Source organism: Pseudomonas sp. R11F (assembly GCF_050312575.1).
GTDB classification, from domain to species: domain Bacteria; phylum Pseudomonadota; class Gammaproteobacteria; order Pseudomonadales; family Pseudomonadaceae; genus Aquipseudomonas; species Aquipseudomonas palleroniana.
The window spans coordinates 24,707-49,020 of sequence record NZ_JBNPJU010000009.1 but is presented as its reverse complement, the minus strand read 5'-3'; the positions used below and the strand labels follow the sequence as shown (position 1 = coordinate 49,020).

Genomic DNA, 24,314 nt, shown 5'->3' with positions numbered 1-24,314 from the left:
GCGCTGATCCTTCCTTCAGGCTGGCGAGTAGACATGATCAACATGCCAGTGCGCCGTGGCATTCAGATATTTCCGAGTGATCGTTGGCGCTGCTGTTGCCACACCTTCAGCGCCGCCTAGTCGCAGCTAAGCCGAGCGCGGGTCTGCAGGGTCTCCTCGATGACGGCGAGAAAGGCTTCAACCAAGCCACTTTTTGTTTCACTCGAAGTCAGTACCAACAATTGGGCACACGCATCCACTTCCACCAACGGCCGGTACGTCACGCCTTTGTTCATCAGGCTTTGTGTGCATTCCGGCACCAGTGCCACGCCTTGACCGGCTGCCACCAGGGCAATGATCGAGGTGATCTGCCGTCCGGTCGGGCCGGCGCGCAAGGGGACGCCGTGGTGCCGGTAAAGCTGCTCGATGGACTGGTTCAGCCCCGATCCATAATCCGGCGGAAACAGGATCAACGGGTAAGCGCTCAATTGCGCCAGGCTGACCTGTGGCTGGAGCGCCAGGGAGCTGTCGCTGGAGACGGCCGCCACCAATCGTTCTTCGCCCAATGACCGGGCTTGGACGTCTGGGGCCTGTGGCTGCAGGCGACTCAGCCCGATATCCAGCCGCCCATCCGCCACCTGCGCGCCCAGACTACCGGAGGCGCACTCCACCAAGGTCAGTTGCACGTCGGGAAAACGCTGGGCGAACGCCTGGATCGTCTGGCTGAACAGATCCGACAAAGCGATTGAGCTGACATAGCCCAATGCCAACTGCCCGGCGGTGCCGGCGGCCAATTTGCCGGCGATCACTTGGGCCAGCTCAACCTGTTCCAGCACACCACGGGCATAGGGCAGAAACGCACGGCCCGGGGCGGTGAGGGTCACCCTGCGGCTGGTGCGGTCGAACAGCTTGAAACCCAACTCCGCTTCCAGCGCCGAGATCTGCCGGGTCAGCGGTGGCTGGGCCAGATGCAGGCGCAGGGCGGCGCGGCCGAAGTGCAATTCTTCGGCGACCGTCAGAAAGTAACGCAGCTTGCGTAGGTCAAGCATCCTGGTCCTTGGGTATTGATCGGTCGGAAATCGGTATTGGTCTCGATCCTGCCGCCCATTCTATAAAGGCAGGACAAAATAAAACGAGATGTTTCATGAAACCGCGCCTGCATTGTGCCCGCCTTGCCCTGTTTTTGTGTGGGTGCGCGGCGTTTCTCAACCTCTATGCAACCCAGAGTATTCTCCAGACCTTTGCCGTGCAGTTTCAGATCAGCGCCAAGGCGGCGGGGTGGAGCATCACGGTGACGACCCTGGCTGTGGCCATCACCGCGCCTTTCGTCAGCCGCCTGACCGGGCGTTTCGAACAACGCACGGTGATCGCTGTGGCCGCGTTGTTGCTGGCAGTGCCGGCGCTGATGACGGCGTATGCCGACAGCTTCGCCGAAGTGCTGGCGTGGCGATTCGTCGAAGGCATGTTGATCCCGGTGGTGTTTGCCACCAGCGTGGCGTATATCGGCGATCGCTGGAGCGGCGGTACGGTGACTGAAGTCACCAGCCTCTATGTGGCGGGCACCGTGTTGGGCGGGTTTGCCGGGCGCTTCGTCACGGGGGTGATCACAGAATATGTGGGCTGGCGCGAGGCCTTTGAGTGGCTGGCGGTGCTGAGCTTGATGGTGGGCGGGTTTGTCCAGTTTCTATTGCCCGCCAATCGGCCACGGGCGGTGCAGTTGAAAGCCACCGCAGCGGGCGTCTTTCGCCTACCGTTGTTGGCGGCCTACGCCGTAGGTTTTTGCGTGCTGTTTTCACAGGTTGCGGCGTTTACCTACGCGGGTCTCTACCTGGGCTTGGCGCCTTACCATCTCGGGCCTGCCGCCTTAGGCGCACTCTACATGGTCTTCCTGCTGGCCCTGGTGGTGATTCCCCTTGCCGGCCGTCTTGGCAAGGCCCGGCCCCATGCCGAGCTGCTGAGTGTTGCTGTCGTGCTCGGCGCCACGGGTTCGGCACTGACCCTGTTGCCGCCCTTGTGGTGCATTGTGGTGGGGCTGGCCCTCAGTTCCACCGGGGTATTTCTCGCGCAGACCGCCGCCAATGCCTTCACGGCTGCCAGTGCCCGTGACAACAAGGCTGGCGCGGTGGGGGCCTACCTCACGTTTTATTACCTGGGCGGCAGTTGTGGCGCCATCATCCCTGCATTGCTCTGGGAGCAATGGGGCTGGCCCGGTTGCGTGAGCCTGATTATCGGTGTGCAACTCCTCACCCTGCTGATCGCCCAGACCGGCTGGAAGCCCCTTACGCCTGAACGGGTCCCGACACCATGAACGATATGGTCGCCTTGCCTGCAACCGAACGATCCTCGCGCCGTCGCTCGCTCATCGCCGGTTGCGGCGCCCATGCGGTACACGATGGCCTCACTGATGTCATCTATGTACTGCTGCCGATCTGGCAAACCCAGTTCGCGTTGTCCTACGCCCAGATCGGCCTGTTGCGCGGCGCCTATTCCGGGACGATGGCGGTGTTCCAACTCATGGCCAGCCGTGCGGCCAAGCGCTGGGGGCGCATGCCGATGCTGGTGGGCGGTACGGCGCTGGCAGGTGCCGCTTATTTGTTGGTCGGGCAAGCCACCGGCCTCGGCCTGTTGCTGCTGGCGCTGCTGCTCGGCGGCCTGGGCGCCAGCGCCCAACACCCGCTGGCGTCCTCGATGATCACCGACGCCTACGAGGATGGCGGTGGCGTCAAGCAAGCGCTGTCCCAGTACAACTTCTCCGGCGACATCGGCAAAACCCTGATTCCTGGGCTGGTCGGCCTACTGCTGACCGTGGTCAGTTGGCGTGCCAGTGCCACACTGCTGGGCTTGCTGGGTCTGCTGGCGGCGGGGCTGTTGTGGTGGTTGATCCCTGGCCAGTCTTCTCTACCCACGGCGAGTAAAAAGGCAAAGCCCCTCACCGGCAAAGGGTCCGCCACGGGCCTGCGCGCACTGATCCTCACCGGCACCCTCGACAGCGCCGTGCGCATGGGGTTTCTCACGTTCCTGCCGTTCCTGCTGCAAGCCAAAGGCGCCGGTACGGCGGGCATTGGCTTGGCACTGACGCTGCTGTTTATCGGCGGCGCGTTCGGCAAGCTCTTTTGTGGCTACCTCGGCGCCCGTATCGGCATGATGAAAACTGTATGGCTGACGGAAACCAGCACCGCGCTGCTGATCGTCGCGGCGGTCTACCTGCCACTGGCCGGGTTGATGGTGATGCTGCCGGTGCTCGGTCTGGTGCTCAATGGCACCTCTTCGGTGTTGTACGGCGCCGTGCCGGACCTGGCGAGCGCGGGCAAGCGGGAACAGGCGTTCGCGCTGTTCTATACCGGCACCATTGGGGGCGGAGCACTGGCACCGGTGGTGTTGGGTGGCGTGGGGGATGCGCTGGGCGTGCCGGTTGCGGTGATGGTGTTGGCAGGGGTGTTGTTAGTGACGTTGCCGTTGGCTTGGGTGGTGCAGCGGGGGGCGGCTCAAATGATTGAGTGATGGGCAGTGTGTCCCGCTCGGGCAAACAGATCGATACCCAGGGAGTGGAGTGCTTTGAGTACGCTTTCAACGCGAGGTTTTGCGCCGGGAGTAAGGGCTTTGTAGAGGCTCTCACGGCCCATGCCCGCTTCAGCGTTAACCTTTGTCATTCTTTAGCCACATAGCTGATGGCGCGAAGAAACGCTTCATTGTCACCGTCGGCCCTAGCGTAGGGCAAAAAAAACCGGCCTCAAAGGGCCGGTTTTTTTAGGCATCCTGCGTCAAAAAACAACCTGACGTGGAGCGCGAATTTGAGTGGAGCGGGTAGAGGGAATCGAACCCTCGTCGGAAGCTTGGGAAGCTACTGTTCTACCATTAAACTATACCCGCTCAGAGCGGCTGACTTTGTACCAGATGTTCGCCGGGATTTGAAGTTTTTCTTCAAAAATGTGTGGGTTACGTTAGTCGACGACTGGATCCACTGTAGGAGCACGCGTGCCTGTGGCGAGGGAGCTTGCTCCCGCTGGGGGCGACGCGCTCCTAAAATAAAAACAGTCGGGCTGCTTCGCACCCCAGCGCAAGCAAGCTTGCTCGCCACAGTAAGCGATATTTCAAATTGCCAAGGCATGCTGCGTCTGGCCCCGTTGGTAGCGCAATCGACTGGCCTGACGCTCTGGCTTGAGGAAACCCACCACTGCATCCCGAGTGTCCCGGCATGCAGCCTTGTGCTCCATGTCCAGGAAGTGCCCGGTCGCCTGGATGGTGCTGAAGCTGCTGTTCGCCACGTGTTGACCGAACAACGTGGCGTCCTGGGCGCTGGTGTATTCGTCCCATTCGCCATTCACAAACAGCACCGGAATGTCGATCTGTTTGGCCGCCTTGAGGTAGCACAACCGGTCGCTGTTCAACACTTGGCTGATGTGAAAGTGCATCTGCCCATATTCGTGCTCGGCCAGGCTGCTCACGTGCTTGTAGTTGAAGCGTTTGAACAGCGATGGCAGGTGTTTGCCGATGGTGCTGTTGACCAGGTTGCCGACGTTGTGACGGTCGAGGTTGCCGAGGTAGTCGACGCCGCGTTCAAGGTAATCGCGCATGGGCGCGTTGATCACTGGGGAAAACGAGCTGATCACCGCTTTTTCCACACGGCGTGGGCGGTGGGCAAGGGCGACCAGCGTGGCGGCACCGCCCCAGGAGAACGACAGTACGTGCTCAGCGGCGAAGTGGTCGATCAGCTCCAGCAGGATCTGGCCTTCGACTTCTTTCGTCAGCATGCGCTCATGGCGGTTATGGATTTTCGAGCGGCCAGCGTAGGGCTGGTCGTACAAAACCACATTGAATTGCGGGTACAGGCTTTTCACGGTTTGGGCGAAAGATGCCGTGGTGGCCATGGAGCCGTTGACCAGGATGATGGTCTTGTCAGCAGCTTCCGCGCGATAGAACTCCGTGTAAACCCGATACTGACCCTGTATATCCAACACAGCGATTTCTGGCCTCATGTCATAAGACTCCTGGCAAGCGGGTAGGGCGCGCAGAACACTCTGCACGAGCTTTATGACAGGTAGGCATACGCCTGGAATGAGAGGCCCATGTCGGTCCGATAACGGCTGGCCGACGGGTGTTGTTATGGCGGGCTGTTTGCCGGGAAGGCCCATGGATCAGGCGCGGGCGGGGCAAAGTGTTTCTTGGAGGTTATAGGCGACTCGTCAGTCATATTTTGGCTGACGGTGTGATTCAAGCACCTGACCCCGGAAGTCGCAAGCCACAGAAATGGGTTTTTGCCACTACCGGCCGAACGGTCGTCATATCTGTCGGATTTCATCCGCAGTCAGCGCGCGATACTGGCCCGGCTCAAGGGCTGCATCCAGCGCCAGCGGGCCCATTCGCTCGCGATGCAGGCCGATCACCTTGTTATTGAAGTGCCCGAACATGCGCTTGACCTGATGGTAACGGCCTTCAATGATGCTCAAGCGTGCGGTTCTGGGGCCCAGCAGTGCCAATTCGGCCGGTTGGGTGGTGAGGTCTTCAAACGCAAAATACAGGCCCGCAGCGAAGGTCGCCGCGTATTCCGGGCCAATGTCCTGCTCGGTCTGCACCCGGTAGACCTTGGGCAGTTTGGTCTGCGGTTGCGTGAGGCGGCGCGACCATTGGCCGTCGTTGGTGATCAGCATCAGGCCGGTGGTGTTGAAATCCAGTCGGCCGGCAATGTGCAGCTCCTCTTTGTCCGGCTCATCCAGTAGATCCAGCACGGTGCGGTGTTGCGGGTCGGCCGTGGCGCTTACGCAACCCTGAGGTTTGTGCAGCATGAAGTAGCGCGCCGGTTTGCCGGCCTGCAGCACATCGTCGTCAACGCACACGCGGCTGAAGGCCCGCACGTCGTGATGCGGGTCGCTGACCGCTACACCATCGACCGACACCCGCCGTTCAACCAGCAGCAGGCGGACTTGCTTGCGATTGAACCGCGGCAGGTTACTGAGGAAACGATCAACCCGCATTACGTCGGCCCGTTGCCACGCAACTGCTCATCGACCTGAGCACAGCGCGGGCACAGGCAGGCCTGGTTGCGCAATTCGTCAGGCAGGGCCTGGAGGACTGCCGGGTCGATGGTGACGCTGTAACACCAGCACGCCTGGTCGACCGTGCGCGGGTCAGCCAGGGAGCAGTCGTTGCGGGCGCCGCAGGCAGGGCAGAGGGTGGGCGTGGTCATGGGCAGGTTCGGGCTGGGTCGGGCAAGTTTCCGGAGAGTTCCCGGTGTGCCTTGTACGATACAGGGCCGTCCCTGCCCAGGCTACTCAGAGCTGGAACTTGCTGACCAGTACGTTGAACGAGGTGGCCAGGCGCGACAGGTCCTGGCTGGAGGCGTTGGTCTGATGCGCACCGGCGGCCGTCTGGGTGGACAGATCCTGGATGTTCAGCAGGTTGCGGTCCACCTCGCGCGCTACCTGGGCCTGCTCCTCGGATGCCGAAGCGATCACCAGGTTGCGTTCATTGATCTTCGCCACACTGGTGGTGATCCGTTGCAGGGCCTCGCCGGCGTTCTGCGCCAGGGCCTGAGTGTTGTTGGCCCAGGTCAGGCTCTTGTTCATCGCCGCGACGGCATTGTCGGCGCCGATCTGCACTTCACCAATCATCTTTTCAATGTCGACTGTGGACGTCTGGGTACGGTGGGCCAGCGCCCGCACTTCATCGGCGACCACCGCGAATCCACGCCCCTGCTCACCCGCACGAGCGGCTTCAATGGCGGCGTTAAGGGCCAGCAGGTTGGTCTGTTCGGCAATGCCACGGATCACATCGATCACCTTGCCGATTTCCCGTACCTGGCCGGCGAGCTCTGCAACCGATTGCGTGGAGCCGTTGATCTCGACCACCATGGAGTTCATGCCGGACACCGCCTGCTCCACTTGTTGGCGACCATCTTCGGCCTCGGTGGTGGCCTGGCGCGACACTTCAGAGGTGGAGACTGCGTTGCTGGCCACTTCTTCCACTGCGGCGGTCATCTGGTTGACGGCGGTGGCGGCTTGTTGAATCTCATCATTCTGACGCGTCAGGCCACGGCTGCTTTCATCGGTGACCGCACTCATTTCTTCGGCCGCCGAGGCCAACTGGTCGGATGCGTTGGCGATTTCCATGAGAGTGCTTTTCAGGCCGCCCTGCATACCCGACAACGCCATCAGCAGTTGCCCCGCTTCGTCGGTACGTTCGGTGATGATGGCCTGGGTCAAATCACCCTGAGCAATACGTTGGGCGCTTTCCACGGCCTGGGCGATAGGGCGGGTGATCAGGCGCGTGATCAGCACGCCAACAATGATCGCGATGATGAAAGCCAGCAAAATGCCGCCGATCATCCACGTCAAGGCGCTACTGCGCAGCTCCTCGGCAGCGATCGCGCCTTCCTTGATCTGGCGGTTATTGGATTCGACCATTATGCGGATCAGCTCGCGTGCCTGACGGAACAGTTCATTGTTGGTGGTATTGAGCTGAGTGCGGGCTTGATCGATCTGGCCGGCGTCGAGCAGAGAAATGATGCGCTCGGAGTTGCTGATGTAGGTGGGCCACATCTGATCGAGCTTGTCTCCTGCTACCCGTTCGTCATCTTCCAGCGGCGTTGCGCGATAGGTGGCGTAGGCAGCCTGGCTGCGCTTGAGCTCCTGGGCGATATCCTGGCGCACGCGTTCGCGATCCTGTGGGGCAACATCGCCTTTGCTGGCGTCCATCAAGCGGTACATGCCGCGGTTATGGGCCATAAGGCCGTTGAGGGTAGCGGCTGTATTACTCACAGAGACCAGGTTGTTGGAGAACGTCAGTTCCAATGCCGTGGAGAGACGAACCACGCCTTTGATGCCTAGAAGGCCCACCCCAAAAGTGATTAGCGCACACAATAGAAATGACAGCAGCAATTTGGTTGAGATTTTCATGGGCGATTCCGGAAAGGGTAGCGAAGAGGGCACGCTAGAGCCTCCCTGGCCCTTGGTGGTGTCATAGTGACATCATCGCAACAGGCAAAGTTGCATGCCAGATAAATTTACTGAATCGATAAAGCCAGAAGGGATGTATCAAGTTGTTGCGAAAACGCACCAGATTCTGTTTTTGATGTCAGATGTTTCGTCATTCAGTGAAAGCTGAATGCCGCGCTCCAGCGTCGCTGGAGGTGCTCTCTCGCGGTCCAGGAGGCCGCCATGTATCGACGACTGCTGCTCACTGCTTTACTCGGCCTGACCTTGTCAGCTTGCGTGCCTTACTACGAGGGAGGCGGCACCTACTACCGCTCCGAAGTCTACACCGCACCGGCTCCGGCCTATTACTACGGCGGCCCTGCCTATTACGGGCGCGGCTACTACGCGCCGGCACCGCGCTATTACTCAGCGCCGCGGTACTACTCGGCACCCCGGTATTATCAGCTGTCACCGCGCTATTACCCACGGCCCGGCTACCGACCCTATCAAAATCAGGACTGGGGCAGCCGTTGGGGTAACGGCGGCGGTCACGGGCGCGGCTCCGATCATGGGGGCGGGCGCGGCGGGCATCGCTGACGAGCGGAAGAAACGGCGCATGAGGCGCCGTTTTTTTATACCTGGCGTTTATAAGTACTGTCAGAATTAACAGCTATATTTTGGGGCCAAACTATATTTCACTGCACGAAAGCCGTTGTGCTTGTCCAGTGGAGCGACTCGTCGAATGAACCTCCCTCTATTCAAACAGCAGGTGGCCCTGTGCATCTTGATGCTCAGCGCTATCGCCCAAGTGCAGGCTGAGCAAGGCTGCCCCTATCCCTCCGCGATCCGGTACATCGACGGGCATTTCAGAACCGTGGACAAGCAACTGCTGTGGCAGAGCCCGAAGGTCGACAGCCGTGACTTTATCGACCTGTTTATCGGCGCAATCTTCATGCCGGGCAGCGGGCAAGAGCGGGAAGACGGCTACATGGACAAATGTCTCTACCGCAGCGGCAGCGGTAACCTGGTTGCCATGAGACCGGCCCTGGGAGACCTTGTCACCAACATGTCGTTGACCAGTACTTCGCATTGGGAGCCTGGCGAAGCTCCTTTCGAACAACAGGTTTTTCTGTGCCGCGACAGCCAGCCCGACAACTGCGCGTTCAGGGTCAACGGTCGGTAGGCATGAGCTGTCAGTAGTCGGACAAATCCGCCAGCGGGTGGCGACCTTCCCAGGCTTTGTTGAAATGCGCCTGGACTACCGCGTCCGGGATCGTATCGATATCCGGCCAGTGCCAGTGGGGCGCCTGGTCCTTGTCGATCAAACGTGCGCGTACGCCTTCGGCAAACTCGGGGTGACGGCAGCAATTGAGGCTCAAGGTGTACTCCACCTGGAACACCTGGGCCAACGACAGATGACGGGCGCGCCGCAGATGCTCCCACAGCAGATGCGCGGTCAGCGGGCAACCGTCGCTGAGGGTTTTGCCGGCGCGGCTCAACAGCGGGTCGGTGTGCTCGCGCAGCTGGCTCAGGGCGCGCCAGGCACAACGTACGTCACCCACGTCCAGCCACTCGTCGATCTGCGCACGACGCGGTAGCCATTGTGCTGCTGGTTGCTGGCCAAGCGCTTCCTGGCTCAGGGCCTTGAGCAAGCTGTTGAGCTGTTTCGCGGTCTGCTCCTGCCAGTTCAGGCGCAGCAGGCCCTCGATCAGCGTCTCTTGTTGGTCATCACGCAGGAAACGGTCGGCCAGGCCCAGGTCCAGGGCATCTCGAGCGTTGATCGACGCGCCGGTAAGGCCGAGGAACACACCCAACTTGCCGGGCAGGCGCGAGAGAAACCAGCCGGCGCCCACGTCCGGATACAGGCCGATGCTGATTTCGGGCATACCCAGGCGGCTGCTGGGCGTCACGATGCGCACCGCTGCGCTTTGCAGCAACCCCATGCCGCCGCCGAGCACGTAACCGTGGCCCCAACAGATCAGTGGCTTGGGATAGGTGTGCAGGCGATAGTCGAGACGATATTCGGCGGCAAAAAACTGCGCGGCCAGGCCGGGCACCGCGCCGGGCTGTTCACGACAGGCCTGGGCCAGGCTGCGTACTTCGCCACCGGCGCAAAAGGCTTTGGCGCCGTTGCCGCGCAGCAGCACGCAGACGATATGCGGGTCTTTGGCCCACGCCTCCAGGCGTTCGCTCAGGCCCAGGATCATGGGCAAGGACAGGGCGTTGAGAGATTTTTCCGCGTCCAGGCTGGCGATGCCGAGGCGGGCACCGTCGCTGCAGGTCAGCTCTTCGAAGTGCAGGTTCATCGTGACCTCAATCGATAGGTTGAAAGATAAGTATGATCGCTGGGTAGGAAAGTGCCGGTGGTGTGTCAGATCAATTGACAAGCGGAGTGGGCTTTCCTAGGGTTCGCTTCATTCTTTTGACAAGACAAGTACACGATGACCGACGGCGACCGTATCAAACTCGAACCCAGCTGGAAACACGCCCTGCGCGACGAATTCGAACAGCCCTACATGGCCCAGTTGCGCGAGTTCCTGCGCCAGGAACATGCGGCCGGCAAAGAGATCTACCCGCCCGGCCCGCTGATTTTCAATGCGCTCAATTCCACGCCGCTGGACCAGGTCAAGGTGGTGATCCTGGGCCAAGACCCGTACCACGGCCCCGGCCAGGCCCATGGCTTGTGCTTCTCGGTACAACCGGGCGTGCCGACGCCGCCGTCGCTGGTCAATATCTATAAAGAGCTCAAGCGCGACCTGAATATCGATATCCCCAACCACGGCTGCCTGCAAAGCTGGGCCGACCAGGGCGTGCTGCTGCTCAACACCACCATGACCGTCGAGCGCGCCAATGCCAACGCCCACGCGGGCAAGGGCTGGCAGTTCTTTACCGATCGGATTATCGAAGTGGTCAGCCAGCACCAACCGCACCTGGTGTTCCTGCTTTGGGGCGCGCATGCCCAGAGCAAGCAGAAGCTGATCGATGCCACCAAGCACCTGGTGCTGACCTCGGTGCATCCCTCGCCGTTGTCGGCGTATCGCGGGTTCCTGGGGTGTGGGCACTTCAGCCGTGCCAACAAGTTTCTTGAGCAGAATGGCGAGACGCCGATTGATTGGCGCTTGCCTCCAATCTGAACCCGGAGCGGCCCAGACTTAAAGTCTTACTCGAGCAATAGTGTTGTCGCCGCTGTTGGCGACATAGGCCATACGGCCATCACTGGTGCTGCAAATCCCCATGGGCCTGTTGAACCCCTCAAAGGTGCCGATGACGCTTTCGCTGGTGGTATTGAGGATACTGACCCGGTGGCCTTGGGTTTCCGTGACGTAGGCCAGCCCACGCATGCTATTGAACGTGATATCCCATGGTTGCAGCAGGTTGCTCAGGATTCGGCTGTGTCTGCTAGTGGTGGTGTCGCCTATGTAAATCTGGTTGGCGGTCGGGTAAAGGATGTAGATGCGGGCGATGTGAGTAGCATGAGCGATAGTGGAAGGCTGGCCGGGAACTTGGGTATTGACCGTACTCACCAAACGATTGGTCCCCAGATGGACCGTGAACCAACTCGCGAACCCGTTGGCCAAGTGGGCTCGTGCATTCCCAGGTGCGATTGTGACGATGTCGGGCGCAGCGTCGAATCTCAGTTTGATGCGTTGCTGAGGATTGCTGATTTCAATGATATCCAGCTCGCCGGCTCTGTCTGGTGCATAAAGCCGCAACCCACTCGAGTTAATTGCAATGCCGTTGATGGAGATAAAGCCGCTCAACGTGTCGAGTACATCAAAGGTAGTGATACTGATCACCACGATGACAGGGTTGCCGGGGCGGTTCGCATAGCTGATATAGAGCCACGGGCGTGTCGGGTGAAGGACCAGCCAGAGTGGAGCTCCGTGACCTTCAACCGTGTGGATGATGGCATTGCTCGCAGTATCGATGATCGTTACGGACTCACCGTTAGTGCTGGCAACATATAGGCGTGTTCCGTCCTGGTTGACCAATAGGCGGCTTGGTGTGTCTGTAAGGTGTATTACGTCGACAATGCCTTCAGGCTCCACGTCGTCGCTTTGCTGCTGAGTGAGGTGCACGGTGCGTTTCATAACCTTTCCTTTGATGGATTAGGTGGTTGGGTTGATTGAAACGACGGCACATCAGTATGGCTAGCTGTGAGAATTGACAGTTCCGACGAATGGCTGTGGTCGGTCAGGGATGGCGATCCCACCGCCTGAACAACGGCTCCGCCAGAAACAACACAAACAACAACCGCATCACCTGCATCGCTGTCACCAGGGGCACCGACAGTTGCAGGGTCTCGGCGGTGAGGCTCATTTCGGCGATGCCGCCGGGCATCATGCCCAAGGTCAGTGAGCGCAGGTCAAGGCCGGTCAATGCACTCAAACCCACTGCGGCGACAGTCGCCAATGCCATGGTCAAGGCCGTGCCGATCAAGGTGCGCCCGATGAACGAGGGCGCGCGGCGGAAGAACTGCCGGTTGAAGTGGCAGCCCAGGCCGCTGCCGATCAGCCATTGGCCGATCTGGCTGCCGCCGTCGGGCAGGCCGATATGCAAGTCCCACACAACGCTGGCGGTGGCACTCACCAGCAATGGCCCGAACAGCCAAGGGTTCGGTTGGCGCAAACGCTGCCAGCCCCAGGCCATCAGCGCGCCGATAGGAAACAACGCCAGCAGCCAAGGCCAACTCACCGGCGCCGGATGAAACTGTGGCGTGCCGCCTTCCAGCACGTACTTGAAGATCGCCGGTACACACAGCACCACCACCAGCACCCGCAAACTTTGCCCCGCCGCGACCCGGCTGAGCACCGCACCATTGCGTGAACCGAGGTTGACCATCTCGCCGGAACCGCCCGGCATGCTCGAGAAAAACGCGGTGGCGCGGTCTTCGCCGCTACGGCGCATCAACCACACACCGACCACGCTCGACAGGCTGGTGACCAGCGCACCGAAGAAGATCAGCCCGAAGTGGCTCATCACCTGTTCGATCACCACGGGGGTGAAGTGCAGGCCGATACCGATGCCGACCACCCATTGGCCGCATTTGCGCCCGCCGGGGATCTCGGCCAATTGCCAGGGAGTCAGGCAGCGCACCAGGATGATCGCCAGCAACGAGCCGACCATATACGGCAAAGGCCAGCCGACGAGGCTGGCCAGGTAACCGCCGGCCAGGCCGACCAGCGGTGTGCCCCACCAATGTTTAAAGGTGGCCTCAGACATCGGCCACGGCACGACGCTGCAGGGCACGTTTGCGGTAGATACGCACCAGCGGGAAGGCCAGCATCAGCACCGTCAACACCCACACACCGAAGGTGATCGGGCTCGACCAGAGGATGTCCAGCGCGCCGTTGGAAATCGACAGCGCACGGCGCAGGTTCTGCTCCATCAGGCCGCCGAGGATAAAGCCCAGCAGCACCGGCGACAGCGGGAAGTCGAGCTTGCGCAGGATGTAGCCGAAGATACCGATGCCGATCATCAGGAACAGGTCGAAGGTGGTGGCGTGCACGGCGTACACCCCGATCGCGGTGATGATGGCGATCACCGGCACCAGCGCCCAGTTCGGTACGGCGAGGATGCGCGTGAAGATGCGGATCATCGGGATGTTGAGGATCACCAGCATGATATTGGCGATAAACAACGACGCGATCAGGCCCCAGACGATGTCGGGTTGCTGTTGGAACAGCAGCGGGCCAGGGGTGATGTTGTACAGAGAGAGGGCGCCGATCATCACCGCCGTGGTGCCCGAACCGGGAACGCCCAGGGTCAGCATCGGGACCAGGGCGCCGCAGGCGGACGCGCCGATCGCGGTTTCCGGGGCCGCGAGGCCGCGCATGTCACCTTGGCCGAATTTGCCGCCGGCGCCGGCCATGCGTTTTTCGGTCATGTAGGCAACGGCTGAGGCCAGGGTGGCCCCGGCGCCAGGCAGCACGCCCATGATGAAACCGAGCAAGCCGCAACGGATATTCACCACAAATACCGCGCCCGCTTCCTTCAGGTTGAACATCATGCGTCCGGTGGCTTTGACCGCTTCCTGGCCCCGGTGGGTTTTTTCCAGCAACAACAGGATCTCGCTGATGGAGAACAGGCCCAGCACCAGCACCACGAACTGGATGCCGTCGGTGAGGTGGATATTGTCGCCGGTAAAGCGGTACACGCCGCTGTTGGCGTCGATGCCGACCGCCGAGAGGAACAGGCCGATCAGCGCGGCGACAAAGGTTTTCAACGGCTTGTCACCGGCCATGCCGCCGAGGCAGACAATCGCGAACACCATCAGGACGAAATATTCCGCCGGGCCGAAGGCAATCGCCCATTTGGCCAGCAGCGGCGCGAACAACACCATGCCGCAGGTGGCGATGAACGCACCGATGAACGAACTCCAGGCGGACAACGACAGCGCCACACCGGCCAGGCCTTTGCGGGCCATCGGGTAACCGTCGAGGGTGGTCATCACGGTGGAGGCTTCGCCGGGGATGTTCAGCAGGATCGAGCTGATACGCCCGCCGTACTCGCAACCCAGGTACACGGCGGCCAGCAGGATCAACGCCGACTCCGGCGGCAGGCCCAGGGCGAAGGCGATGGGGATCAACAGCGCCACGCCGTTGATGGGCCCCAGGCCCGGCAACAGGCCGACCACGGTGCCGATCAAGGTGCCGCACAGCGCGGTCACCAGGTTGTAGGGGCTCAGTGCAACGCCGAAGCCCTGGCCCAAATAGCCGAAAGTATCCATATCAGTTCTCCAGAACGTCGAGCAGGCCGAGGGGCAGCGGTACGTCCATGGCCTTATCGAACAGCAGATAAAGGCCGACGCTCATCAAGGTGATGATCACCGCACCGGGCAACCAGCGGCCGCCATACAGCCGTGCCATCGGAATACCGATCAACATGCTGCTGAGGATGAAACCCAGGGATTCGAAGGTGCCGGCAAAGATCAGCAGCAAGACCACGCAGATGCCGATCTTGATCAGGGTTTCACGGTCCAGCGCCGGTTCTTCTTCCGTGTGCTTGGTCGGCTGTGGGCGAAACAGCATGTAGAGCAGGCCCAGGCTCATCAGCCCGAGCATCAACAGCGGGTAGGCGCGAGGCCCGACCGGCTCGTAGGAAAACGACGCCTGATACGGCCAGGCCATCAGCGCGAGGCCCGCGCAGACCAGCAGCATCACCGAGGCGAAAATGCGTTGTAAGAGCATAGGAGACTCCAAAGCCGACTTTTGTAGGAGCAAGCTTGCTCGCGAAAAACGCCAACGATGACGCGTGCCGTCTGAATACACGGGGCGCCCTTGAGTTCTTCGCGAGCAAGCTCGCTCCTACAGCGGCATTACATGGCTGGGGGCGATTACTGGATCAGGCCGAACTCTTTGGCCAGCACTTTGTAGTCAGCCACCTGTTTCTTCACGTAGGTGTCCAGCTCCGGGCCGGTCATGGCGAACGGGAACAACTCGCGCTGGTCACGCAACTTGGCGAACTCCTCGGAAGCCAGCAGTTTGTCGAACGCATCCTTCCACCAAGCGTAGTCGGCATCGCTGACTTTTGGCCCGAGGTAGAAGCCACGTACCACGGGCCAGACGATGTCGTAGCCTTGCTCTTTGGCGGTGGGAATGTTCTTCATTTCCGGCTCGTCCAGGCGCTGCTCGGAGAACACCGCCAGCAGGCGCATGTCGCCGCTCAGGATGTGCGGCATGGAGTCGGAAATGTCGGTACTGCCCACCTGAATGTGGCCACCGAGCAAGGCGGTGGCGATTTCACCGCCGCCTTCAAGCGCCACATAGCGCAGCTCACGCGGGTTGATCCCAGCGGCCTTGGCGATGAGCGCAGTTTGCATCCAGTCCTGGCTGCCGACGGTGCCGCCGGAGCCGATGACCACGCTGCCCGGATCTTTCTTCAGGGCTTTGACCAGATCGTCGAGGTTCTTGTAGGGCGAATCGGCTTTCACCGCGATAGCCCCGTAGCTGGTGCCGACCGCCGCCAACCAACGCACGGCGCTTTCATCGAAGCGACCGAACTTGCCTTGCGCGAGGTTCAGCAGCGAACCGCTGGACCATGCGACCAGCGTGCCGGCATCTGCAGGGCGCTGTGCTACCACCGCGTTGTAGGCCACCGCGCCTACGCCGCCGGGCATGTAGGTCACGCGCATCGGCTTGCTCAGCAGTTTTTCGTTGACCAGCGCGCTTTGCGCCAGTTTGCAGGTCAGGTCAAACCCACCGCCGGGGGAGGCCGGGGCGATGCATTCCGGGCGCTTGGGTTCGTCGGCCAGCAGCTGGCCGGCGAACAGCATGCAGCCGGCGGCAAGGGCCAATTTACGCAGTGAAAAGGTCATGGGTCTCTCCGTCTTTGTTGTTATGAGCTTGTTTGACTACCAAAGCGCCAGGCTGTAACTGACCAACAGGCGTACTTCATCCGCATCACGGGCCGAATAGTTGGAACGGTACGTGGCATTGCGCAGGCGCACGGCGACGTCCTTGAACGTGCCGCTTTGCACCACGTAGCGGATCTCGCTGTTGCGTTCCCACTCTTTGCCGGTCTCGCCGTTCTTGAGCCTGATGTGGTCGCCCGAGATGTAGCGGCTCATGAAGCTCAGGCCGGGAATCCCCAGTTTGGCGAAGTCGTAGTCATAGCGCGCTTGCCAGGAGCGTTCTTCGGCGCCGGCAAAGTCGTTGATCTGTACGAAGTTGACCAGGTACGGGTCGCTGCCATCCACATAAGGAAAGGCGCTGTCGCCGGACATGTGCTGGTAACCGGCGCTGAGCTTATGGCCATTGAGGGCATAGCTGAAGAGGCCGTTGAGGGAGGTGTTGTCGATGTTGCCGCCGCGGGCCGCACCGGTGTCATCGCTGATGGCCAGGCGCAGGTCGGCGCCAAAGGTGCCCGGGCCCATCGGGCGCGAGGCCACCAGGCCGAGGAAGTGCTGGCGGTAGACGTCATCGAGCTGGGCGAAGTGGTAACTGCCGGTGATTTTGTCGGCGAACTTGTAGTCGACGCCGCCGAAGTTGAAGTGCTTGCCGGTGGCGCCGCCGACGAAACGGCTGTTCTTGTTGTTGAGGGCGATGTCTTCGTAGTCGGTAGAATCGCGGTCCTTGGCTTTGTCCAGGCGGCCACCGGTGAATACCAGGTTCTTGAATTCTTTCGAGGTGAGCAGGCCGCCGTTGAACGTCTGCGGCAGGATGCGGCCGTCGTTGGGCTTGAGGATCGGCAGTTCGGGGATCAGTGCGCCGATTTTCAGTTCGGTGGCGGAGATCTTCACTTTGCCGGTCAGGCCGAGTTTGCTGTACTCGTCGACCGCACGACCGTCGTCGGTGGGCAGCAGGCCGGTGCCGGTGCGGTCGGGGCTGGAGTCGAGCTTGACCCCGAGCATGCCCAGCGCATCCACGCCAAACCCGACAGTGCCGTCGGTGTAGCCCGATTGCAGGTTGAGCATGAAGCCCTGGGCCCATTCGTCACGCTTGGATTGCTGCGCGCTGGTGCCGTCACGAAAGTCGCGGTTGAAGTACATGTTGCGGGTTTCCAGGGTCGCGCTGCTGTCTTCGAAGAAGGCGGCCTGGCTAAGCGGCGCAAAGCCGGCAAGCGCAGCGGCACTGGCGAGGGCGGTGTGGGTCAGGCGGGAAAACCGGACAGGCGGGCGAGCCTGGGGCTGTGTCGACAGCATGGGGGTGTACTCCGTTATTGTTCTTATTTTGGCGAAAACGCTTCGAGGCGTTTTTCGAGCGTTGCGCTCAGGCAACGGGGTGGGCATAGACCACCGTAACGGGATGCTAAAGGGCGAACCTTTCACTAACCTTTCAGTTGTCTTTCAATGTTTTCGGGCTTCACAGGCCAGGCGGCGTCTGTAAACTGCCTCGCAAAGCGTGGCGTCGACCATGCCCGAATGAGGTGAAAATCCATGCGTGTCCTCTTGGTTGAAGACCATCTGCAGCTCGCCGAAAGTGTCGCCCAGGCGCTCAAGAGCACGGGCTTGACCGTCGATGTGCTGCACGATGGGGTGGCTGCGGATCTGGCCTTGGGCAGCGAGGAGTATGCGGTGGTGGTCCTCGATGTCGGGCTGCCGCGCATGGATGGTTTCGAGGTGCTTGCACGCTTGCGGGCACGCGGCAAGAACCTGCCGGTGCTGATGCTGACGGCGCGCAGTGATGTGAAGGACCGCGTGCATGGCCTGAACCTGGGCGCCGACGACTACCTCGCCAAGCCGTTTGAACTGACGGAACTGGAAGCGCGGGTCAAGGCACTGTTGCGCCGCAGCGTACTCGGCGGCGAGCGTCAGCAGACCTGCGGTGTGCTGGTCTACGACCTGGATACCCGACGGTTCACGGTGGGGGGCGAGTTGATGACGTTGACCTCTCGCGAGCAAGCGGTCCTGGAGGCTTTGATTGCGCGCCCGGGCCGTGTGATGAGCAAGGAGCAACTGGCTTCCCAGGTGTTCGGCCTGGACGAGGAAGCCAGCCCCGATGCGATCGAAATCTACGTGCATCGCCTGCGCAAGAAGCTCGATGGGCAACCCATCGCCATCGTGACATTCCGCGGCCTGGGGTACTTGCTGGAAGCGCGTGATGCATAAGCCCAGCAGCCTGCGTTGGCGGCTGCTGTGGAACCTGGCGCTGCTGCTGGTGGTGTTGATGCTCGCCAGCGGCATGAGCGCTTACTGGAATGGACGCGAAGCCGCCGATACCGCCTATGACCGCACGCTGCTGGCCTCGGCGCGGACGATCGCCGCCGGTTTGACCCAGGTCGATGGCACCCTAAGTGCCAATGTGCCGTATGTGGCCCTGGATACCTTCGCCTATGACAGTGCCGGGCGCATTTATTACCAGGTCAATGACATCGATCAGAAGCTGATCTCGGGCTACGAACACCTTCCCGGCCCGCCGCCCGGCACACCGCGCACCGATGATTACCCGGCCCTGGCGCGCTTCTATGACGCCAAGTATCAGGGCCAGTCCGTGCGGGTGGTGAGCCTGCTCAAGGCGGTCTCCGAACCGAATATGAACGGCATGGCGGAAATTCGCGTCGCCGAGACGCAGGAGGCGCGCGTCGCCATGGCGCGTAGCCTGATGGCCGACACCTTGCTGCGCTTGGGCATGCTGGCCATCGGCGCGTTGCTGTTGGTGTGGTTTGCCGTGAGCGCGGCGCTGCGCCCGCTGGAGCGCCTGCGTACGGCGGTGGAGGAGCGTCAGCCCGACGACTTGCGGCCGCTGCCGTTGGTGGAAGTGCAGCATGAGTTTGGCCCTCTGGTGCGTTCCATCAACCACTTCACCGAACGTCTGCGCGGCCAGTTCGAGCGCCAGGCGCAGTTCATTGCCGACGCCTCCCACGAGTTACGTACCCCGTTGGCCGCATTGAAGGCTCGGCTGGAACTGGGCCTGCGTGCCGAAGACCCCGGCACCTGGCGCAGCACCCTGGAGACGGCGGCCCAGGGCACCGACCGCCTGACGCACTTGGCCAATCAATTGTTGTCCCTGGCGCGCATCGAAAACGGCGCCCGGGCGATTGCCGAGGGTGGCGCGCAGCTACTCGACCTCAGCCAACTGGCGCGGGAACTGGGCATGGCCATGGCGCCGCTGGCCCATGCGCGGGGTGTCGCCCTGGCCCTGGAAGCCGATGAACCGGTGTGGCTGCGCGGCGAGCCGACGTTGTTGAATGAACTGCTGAGCAACCTGGTGGATAACGCACTCGCCCACACCCCGCCTGGCGGCAATGTGATCCTGCGGGTCATGGCCCCGGCCGTGCTGGAGGTCGAGGATGATGGGCCAGGTATCCCGCTGGATGAGCGGGACCGGGTTTTCGAACGTTTCTACCGCCGTAGCCAGCAGGGCGTGGGTTCGGGACTGGGGTTGGCGATTGTCGGGGAGATCTGCCGGGCGCATCTGGCGCAGATCAGTTTGCACGACGGTGAATCGGCGGGGTTGAAAGTGCGGGTGAGTTTTATCGCGGGGTGATCAGTAAAACATCGAGCGTGCTTCATCCAGCTCTGTCAGAAGGGCATCGCTGTAGAGATCTGTGCGCAGTTTCCTGGCGGACGGCAATGTCGATACCGGTACGTTCGCCAACGGGTGGCCGGTGCCTCGGTGGCAATACAGGTTGGCGATCTGTACCAGGTCAATGTAGTCCAGCTTCGCCGAGTCACGCTCCAGGTCCAGGTATTGCACCGGCAGGTTGGCCAGCATCTCCGGGAAATCCCAGACGCGCAGCAGTTTGTTCCCGAGCACCGGGTGAATGCTGTCGATGACGTGATTCAGGCTGACCGGGTCCGAGAGCAGTTCGTAGTGGTCTTCGGCATAGGTGAGGATCGGCAGCACGCCGATCTGGTGGACCAGCCCGCCAAGGGCTGCCTGGTCCGGCTTCAACTGGCTGAAGCGGCGGCACAGGGCATAGCTGACGCCTGCCACTTCCAGGCTGCGCCGCCAGACTTCACGCATTTTCAACTCGACCACTTCGGAGCGGGCGTGGAAGATTTGCTCCATCACCAGGCCGATGGCCAGGTTGCTGCTGTAGTTGGTGCCCAGCCGGGTGATGGCGGTATGCAGGTCGGTGACTTCCTGGGTTGCGCGCAACAGTGGGCTGTTGACCACTTTGATCAGTCGCGCCGACAAAGCGGTATCGCGACCGATCACCTTGCTCAAGTGGCTGATGCTGATATCCGGGTCTTCCGCGGCTTGGCGAATCTTCAGGGCCACTTCCGGTAATGTCGGCAGAACCAGGTCATCGTTGTCGATGGCCTTCACCAAAGCCTGTTGAACTTTTTCCGCCAGCTTGTTCATTCATGCTCTCTAGGGTGCTGCAAAAAGGTACGGCGATTAACGCTGGATCTCTTTATCGCGATCCAGTGGGTAAGGCAGGTCGAGCAGTTGCAGGCCAGGGCCTTCCAGGGTGCCCAAGTGCACATCGCCGCTGTCGGCAGCTTCGGCTTGCAACACCGCCAGAAGTTCAACGGATGAGTCAGCTTTTGCCGCGATCACCACTTCGCCGATCGAGCTGTTGTGGCTGGGAGAGAACAGCGGGGTGCCGGGCTCGGGCAGTTCGACCGCGTTGAGACTCAGGCGATACAGGCGTCGCTTGAGCTTGCCCAGGTATTGCATGCGGGCGACGATTTCCTGGCCGGTGTAGCAACCTTTCTTGAAGCTGACGCCGCCTACGGCCTGCAGGTTGAGCATCTGTGGAATGAACAGTTCGCGCGTTTGCGGCATGACCTGGCCGATGCCGGCGCGGATCTGGCCGAGCAGCCAGTCATTCAAGCCGGCTTCCTTCAACTGTGCATTGAGTTGCGCGTGCAGGGCTTCGGCTTGTTCGGCAGGGGCCCAGAGTTCGGCGCGGCCGGGGGACACACGGATGGCGATCAGCGAGTCGGTACGTACGACGCTGTCGGTCGCGTCAGGCAATTGAAGGCCGAGGCTGGCCAGGGCCTGATCCGCATCCGCCAGACCAAAGCGTGCCCAGGCGGCGCTTTCGTCAGTGAGTTTGGACTTGGAGAACACCGCGTACTTTTTCAGGTCCGCCAGTTGCGGTTCGAGCAATTCGGTGGCCATTGCCAGCAGCACGCCGTCGCCTTGCAGCAGGATGCGAAAGCTCGACTGCATACGCCCTTTCTGGGTGCAGCGCGCGCCGAGGCTGGCTTGAGTGTCACTCAGGTAATTGAGGTTGCAGGTCAGTTGCCCTTGCAGGAATTTGGCAGCGTCGGCGCCGCGGACGGCGAGAACGCCTTCGTGGGACAAGGGGCAGAAAAAAGCAGAGTCAGCCATGGGTCATCGCAGGTCAAAAAGTCATGGGTGCATCATAGAGGGGCGCCCGGCAAATGGATAGTTTCCGTAAGGGGCGACCAAAGCCGACTGTTCCACCGCCGTCGGGCCTGTATACTTGCGCTCTATTTGAGGAGCGCTCCATGGTCGAAGATGTAGAAATCAATCGCCTCTACTGGCACAGCCGCCGCGGCATGCTGGAGTTGGATGTGTTGCTGGTGCCGTTCACCAAAGAGGTTTATGCGACGCTCGATCAGGTGGATCGTGACCTCTACGTCAGGCTGTTGACGTGCGAAGACCAGGACATGTTCGGCTGGTTCATGGAGCGCAGCGAATCCGAAGACCCGGAGCTGCAACGCATGGTCCGGATGATCCTGGACCGTGTGCAGCCCAAGTAATCGCTTCGAATGCCGCTGGCAGGCCTCTGGGCTGCTGCTGGCGGCGTATCTGCTTGCCCAGTTGCTCGCGCTGGGGAGCCTGCTGGTTCTCGACCTTCCTTATTCAAGCCTTGGCGCGCTGTTGTGCCTGGCGCATGCCGCCTGGGCACTACCGCGCCACATCCGGCTGACTCACCGTTCGTCGGTTCGCGGTCTGCGCCGGGATGAAGATGGCTGGCAGCTGTTCAGTGATGAGCGCGGCTGGCACAGCGTGCAACTGCGCCCCGACAGCCTGGCATTGCCATGGATCGTGGTGCTGCGTTATCGGGTGCAGGGTGAGTGGCGCGTGCGTTCGCTCTGTGTGCCGAAGGACTCGCAGGCTGCCGATGTGCATCGGCGCCTGCGGGTGCGCCTCAAGTTCAGCCGCCGTAGGTGGTTGGCACCAGGATAGTGTCGCGGGCCTCGGGCAGCATTTGGGGGTAGTCGAGGGTGTAGTGCAACCCCCGGCTTTCCTTGCGCGCCATGGCCGAGCGGATCATCAATTCCGCCACCTGGGCCAGGTTGCGTAATTCGATCAGGTCGCGGCTCACCTTATAGTTGCTGTAGAACTCGTCGATCTCATCGAGCAACAATCGCACCCGGTGTTGCGCCCGTTGCAGGCGCTTATTGGTGCGCACGATCCCTACGTAGTCCCACATGAAGCGCCGCAATTCGTCCCAGTTGTGGGCGATGATCACGTCTTCATCCGAATCGGTGACCTGGCTGGCGTCCCAGCGGGGCAGGGCGGCGGGCACTGGAATGTATGGCAGTTGTTCAAGAATGTCGGCCGCCGCCGAGCGCGCGTAGACAAAGCACTCAAGCAGCGAGTTACTGGCCATGCGGTTGGCGCCATGCAGGCCGGTGAAGCTGGTTTCGCCAATTGCATACAGGCCCGGTACATCGGTGCGCCCGTGCTGGTCGACCATTACGCCACCACAGGTGTAGTGCGCCGCCGGCACCACCGGGATCGGGCCTTTGGTGATGTCGATATTGAAGGTCAGGCAGCGTTCGTAGACCGTCGGGAAGTGGCTCTTGATGAAGGCTTCGGGTTTGTGGCTGATGTCCAGGTAAACGCAGTCGATGCCCAGGCGCTTCATTTCATGGTCGATGGCGCGGGCGACGATATCCCGTGGCGCCAGTTCGGCGCGTGGGTCGAAGCGCTGCATGAAGCGCTCACCATTGGGCAGCTTCAGGTGTGCACCTTCACCGCGCAGGGCTTCGGTGACCAGGAAACTCTTGGCCTGCGGGTGGTACAGGCACGTGGGGTGGAATTGGTTGAATTCCAGGTTGGCCACGCGGCAGCCGGAACGCCAGGCCATGGCGATGCCATCGCCGCAGGCTCCGTCGGGGTTGCTGGTGTAAAGGTAGACCTTGGCTGCACCGCCGGATGCGAGGATGGTGAAGCGTGCGCCGTAGGTATCGACTTCGCCGCTGGTGCGGTTGAGCACGTAGGCGCCGAGGCAACGTTCGCCGTCCAGGCCCAGGCGTTTTTCGGTGATCAGGTCGACGGCGACGCGTTGTTCCAGCAGTTCGATGTTGGGGCGTTGTCGGGCTTGTTCGAGCAAGGTCTTGAAGATCGCGGCACCGGTGGCATCGGCGGCGTGGATGATGCGGCGATGGCTGTGGCCGCCTTCACGGGTCAGGTGGAACTCGAATCCGCCATCATCGTTGCCCGCCTGCTCGTCACGCGTGAACGGCACCCCTTGGTCGATCAACCATTGAATGGCTTCGCGGCTATGTTCGACGGTAAAGCGCACCGCGTCTTCATTGCACAGGCCACCGCCGGCATTCAGGGTGTCCTCAACGTGGGATTGCACCGTGTCGGTGTCGTCCAGCACGGCGGCGACCCCGCCCTGGGCCCAGAAGGTCGAGCCGTTGGCCAGGTCGCCCTTGCTCAGTACGGCAATGCGCAAATGGCTGGGAAGGGTCAGCGCAAGGCTCAAGCCGGCCGCGCCGCTACCGATCACCAGGACATCGTGTTGAAACTGTTGGCTCATTGGAAGGATTCCGCAAAAAGCGATCCGAAAGGCTGGCGCAAACAGGACGCCTGGATCGGCGAATCAAAGGGTCACACGGGCCACTAGTATATAGAGGGGGGGAGCGGCACAATAGTCGGGCATTCGTGGCAATATGAGATTGCCGTGCATCAGTCGGGTGAAATGAGCCGGTTATTGGAGGGGGGAACTTTTTGCAGCAGTCCCGACTCAATAGCAGGTTGCCCGAAAGCTGGGAAAACGTTGAGTTTATTGGCCCGTCGGGAGCATTGGACGCGTCAGGAAGCCGAC

Annotated in this window: 24 protein-coding genes, 1 tRNA gene and 1 pseudogene; 9 read left to right on the top strand and 17 right to left on the bottom strand. The window is 61.4% G+C overall.

What is annotated here, in order from left to right; genetic code table 11:
* Positions 1-116: 116 nt before the first annotated feature.
* Complete coding sequence (locus ACQRBV_RS02030) at positions 117-1,028, bottom strand: LysR family transcriptional regulator (protein WP_161549715.1); 912 nt, start codon at positions 1,026-1,028, stop codon at positions 117-119.
* Between the two features lie 95 nt (positions 1,029-1,123).
* Here ACQRBV_RS02030 and ACQRBV_RS02025 point away from each other — a divergent pair, with 95 nt between their 5' ends.
* On the top strand, positions 1,124-2,287 hold the full coding sequence (locus ACQRBV_RS02025; protein ID WP_411984471.1) for an MFS transporter: 1,164 nt from the start codon (positions 1,124-1,126) through the stop codon (positions 2,285-2,287).
* Positions 2,284-3,480, top strand: coding sequence for an MFS transporter (locus tag ACQRBV_RS02020; protein ID WP_411984472.1), 1,197 nt, complete (start codon positions 2,284-2,286; stop codon positions 3,478-3,480). Before ACQRBV_RS02025 ends, ACQRBV_RS02020 begins: the two co-directional genes overlap by 4 nt.
* On the opposite strand, the pseudogene ACQRBV_RS02015 reads toward ACQRBV_RS02020, so the two are convergent.
* The 6 genes and pseudogenes from ACQRBV_RS02015 to ACQRBV_RS01990 form a co-directional block, all read right to left on the bottom strand.
* A pseudogene (locus tag ACQRBV_RS02015) lies at positions 3,465-3,688 on the bottom strand (DNA-binding protein); the annotation flags it as partial. The gene ACQRBV_RS02020 and the pseudogene ACQRBV_RS02015 overlap by 16 nt on opposite strands.
* A gap of 87 nt (positions 3,689-3,775) precedes the next feature.
* Positions 3,776-3,849: transfer RNA gene (locus ACQRBV_RS02010), tRNA-Gly, on the bottom strand.
* A gap of 221 nt (positions 3,850-4,070) precedes the next feature.
* A complete protein-coding gene (locus tag ACQRBV_RS02005; RefSeq protein ID WP_411984473.1) occupies positions 4,071-4,955 on the bottom strand; it encodes an alpha/beta fold hydrolase in 885 nt (294 codons plus the stop codon).
* Positions 4,956-5,258: 303 nt separating this feature from the next.
* The gene (locus ACQRBV_RS02000) at positions 5,259-5,951 is read right to left on the bottom strand and encodes a pseudouridine synthase (protein WP_411984474.1); all 693 of its coding nucleotides are present in this window, start codon (positions 5,949-5,951) and stop codon (positions 5,259-5,261) included.
* On the bottom strand, positions 5,951-6,163 hold the full coding sequence (locus tag ACQRBV_RS01995) for a cysteine-rich CWC family protein (protein ID WP_090366243.1): 213 nt from the start codon (positions 6,161-6,163) through the stop codon (positions 5,951-5,953). Before ACQRBV_RS01995 ends, ACQRBV_RS02000 begins: the two co-directional genes overlap by 1 nt.
* An 85-nt stretch (positions 6,164-6,248) precedes the next feature.
* On the bottom strand, positions 6,249-7,871 hold the full coding sequence (locus tag ACQRBV_RS01990) for a methyl-accepting chemotaxis protein (protein WP_205344815.1): 1,623 nt from the start codon (positions 7,869-7,871) through the stop codon (positions 6,249-6,251).
* A gap of 261 nt (positions 7,872-8,132) precedes the next feature.
* Between ACQRBV_RS01990 and ACQRBV_RS01985 the strand changes: the two genes are divergently transcribed.
* Positions 8,133-8,486: a hypothetical protein gene (locus ACQRBV_RS01985; protein WP_411984475.1), complete on the top strand. Its 354-nt coding sequence runs from the start codon at positions 8,133-8,135 to the stop codon at positions 8,484-8,486.
* Between the two features lie 145 nt (positions 8,487-8,631).
* The gene (locus tag ACQRBV_RS01980) at positions 8,632-9,072 is read left to right on the top strand and encodes a DUF3757 domain-containing protein (RefSeq protein WP_060753727.1); all 441 of its coding nucleotides are present in this window, start codon (positions 8,632-8,634) and stop codon (positions 9,070-9,072) included.
* Positions 9,073-9,082: 10 nt separating this feature from the next.
* On the opposite strand, the gene ACQRBV_RS01975 is transcribed toward ACQRBV_RS01980, so the two are convergent.
* Positions 9,083-10,195 (bottom strand): enoyl-CoA hydratase/isomerase family protein, encoded by a 1,113-nt coding sequence (locus ACQRBV_RS01975; protein ID WP_411984476.1) that lies wholly within the window; start codon positions 10,193-10,195, stop codon positions 9,083-9,085.
* Between the two features lie 135 nt (positions 10,196-10,330).
* Here ACQRBV_RS01975 and ung point away from each other — a divergent pair, with 135 nt between their 5' ends.
* A complete protein-coding gene (gene ung / locus ACQRBV_RS01970) occupies positions 10,331-11,023 on the top strand; it encodes a uracil-DNA glycosylase (protein WP_060753725.1) in 693 nt (230 codons plus the stop codon).
* An 18-nt stretch (positions 11,024-11,041) separates the two neighbouring features.
* On the opposite strand, the gene ACQRBV_RS01965 is transcribed toward ung, so the two are convergent.
* The 6 genes from ACQRBV_RS01965 to ACQRBV_RS01940 all read right to left on the bottom strand — a co-directional run bounded on the left by ACQRBV_RS01965 (position 11,042) and on the right by ACQRBV_RS01940 (position 17,532).
* Positions 11,042-11,980, bottom strand: coding sequence for a YncE family protein (locus ACQRBV_RS01965; protein WP_244697843.1), 939 nt, complete (start codon positions 11,978-11,980; stop codon positions 11,042-11,044).
* A gap of 103 nt (positions 11,981-12,083) precedes the next feature.
* Positions 12,084-13,112 (bottom strand): AbrB family transcriptional regulator, encoded by a 1,029-nt coding sequence (locus ACQRBV_RS01960; protein WP_411984477.1) that lies wholly within the window; start codon positions 13,110-13,112, stop codon positions 12,084-12,086.
* Entirely contained in the window at positions 13,105-14,619 is a 1,515-nt protein-coding gene (locus ACQRBV_RS01955) for a tripartite tricarboxylate transporter permease (RefSeq protein WP_060753722.1), read from the bottom strand. Before ACQRBV_RS01955 ends, ACQRBV_RS01960 begins: the two co-directional genes overlap by 8 nt.
* 1 nt (position 14,620) lies before the next feature.
* Complete coding sequence (locus tag ACQRBV_RS01950; protein WP_060753721.1) at positions 14,621-15,079, bottom strand: tripartite tricarboxylate transporter TctB family protein; 459 nt, start codon at positions 15,077-15,079, stop codon at positions 14,621-14,623.
* Positions 15,080-15,225: 146 nt separating this feature from the next.
* Positions 15,226-16,206: a Bug family tripartite tricarboxylate transporter substrate binding protein gene (locus ACQRBV_RS01945; protein WP_104995783.1), complete on the bottom strand. Its 981-nt coding sequence runs from the start codon at positions 16,204-16,206 to the stop codon at positions 15,226-15,228.
* Between the two features lie 36 nt (positions 16,207-16,242).
* On the bottom strand, positions 16,243-17,532 hold the full coding sequence (locus ACQRBV_RS01940; protein WP_244384060.1) for an OprD family porin: 1,290 nt from the start codon (positions 17,530-17,532) through the stop codon (positions 16,243-16,245).
* 234 nt (positions 17,533-17,766) lie between these two features.
* Between ACQRBV_RS01940 and ACQRBV_RS01935 the strand changes: the two genes are divergently transcribed.
* Positions 17,767-18,438 carry a response regulator gene (locus tag ACQRBV_RS01935; protein ID WP_104995785.1) on the top strand — a complete coding sequence of 224 codons (672 nt, stop codon included), beginning with the start codon at positions 17,767-17,769 and terminating at the stop codon, positions 18,436-18,438.
* Entirely contained in the window at positions 18,431-19,816 is a 1,386-nt protein-coding gene (locus tag ACQRBV_RS01930; RefSeq protein WP_411984478.1) for a sensor histidine kinase, read from the top strand. The genes ACQRBV_RS01935 and ACQRBV_RS01930 overlap by 8 nt, the downstream gene beginning before the upstream one ends.
* On the opposite strand, the gene ACQRBV_RS01925 is transcribed toward ACQRBV_RS01930, so the two are convergent.
* Positions 19,817-20,638 (bottom strand): HDOD domain-containing protein, encoded by an 822-nt coding sequence (locus ACQRBV_RS01925; RefSeq protein ID WP_090366225.1) that lies wholly within the window; start codon positions 20,636-20,638, stop codon positions 19,817-19,819.
* A gap of 36 nt (positions 20,639-20,674) precedes the next feature.
* A complete protein-coding gene (locus ACQRBV_RS01920; RefSeq protein ID WP_411984479.1) occupies positions 20,675-21,616 on the bottom strand; it encodes a YgfZ/GcvT domain-containing protein in 942 nt (313 codons plus the stop codon).
* A gap of 140 nt (positions 21,617-21,756) precedes the next feature.
* On the opposite strand from ACQRBV_RS01920, the gene ACQRBV_RS01915 reads away from it, so the two are divergent.
* Both ACQRBV_RS01915 and ACQRBV_RS01910 read left to right on the top strand, forming a co-directional pair.
* Entirely contained in the window at positions 21,757-22,011 is a 255-nt protein-coding gene (locus ACQRBV_RS01915; RefSeq protein ID WP_017255216.1) for a succinate dehydrogenase assembly factor 2, read from the top strand.
* Positions 21,995-22,441: a protein YgfX gene (locus ACQRBV_RS01910; protein WP_411984480.1), complete on the top strand. Its 447-nt coding sequence runs from the start codon at positions 21,995-21,997 to the stop codon at positions 22,439-22,441. The genes ACQRBV_RS01915 and ACQRBV_RS01910 overlap by 17 nt, the downstream gene beginning before the upstream one ends.
* On the opposite strand, the gene nadB is transcribed toward ACQRBV_RS01910, so the two are convergent.
* Positions 22,410-24,026 carry an L-aspartate oxidase gene (nadB, locus tag ACQRBV_RS01905; protein ID WP_411984481.1) on the bottom strand — a complete coding sequence of 539 codons (1,617 nt, stop codon included), beginning with the start codon at positions 24,024-24,026 and terminating at the stop codon, positions 22,410-22,412. The two genes, ACQRBV_RS01910 and nadB, sit on opposite strands and share 32 nt — an antisense overlap.
* Positions 24,027-24,314: the final 288 nt, after the last annotated feature.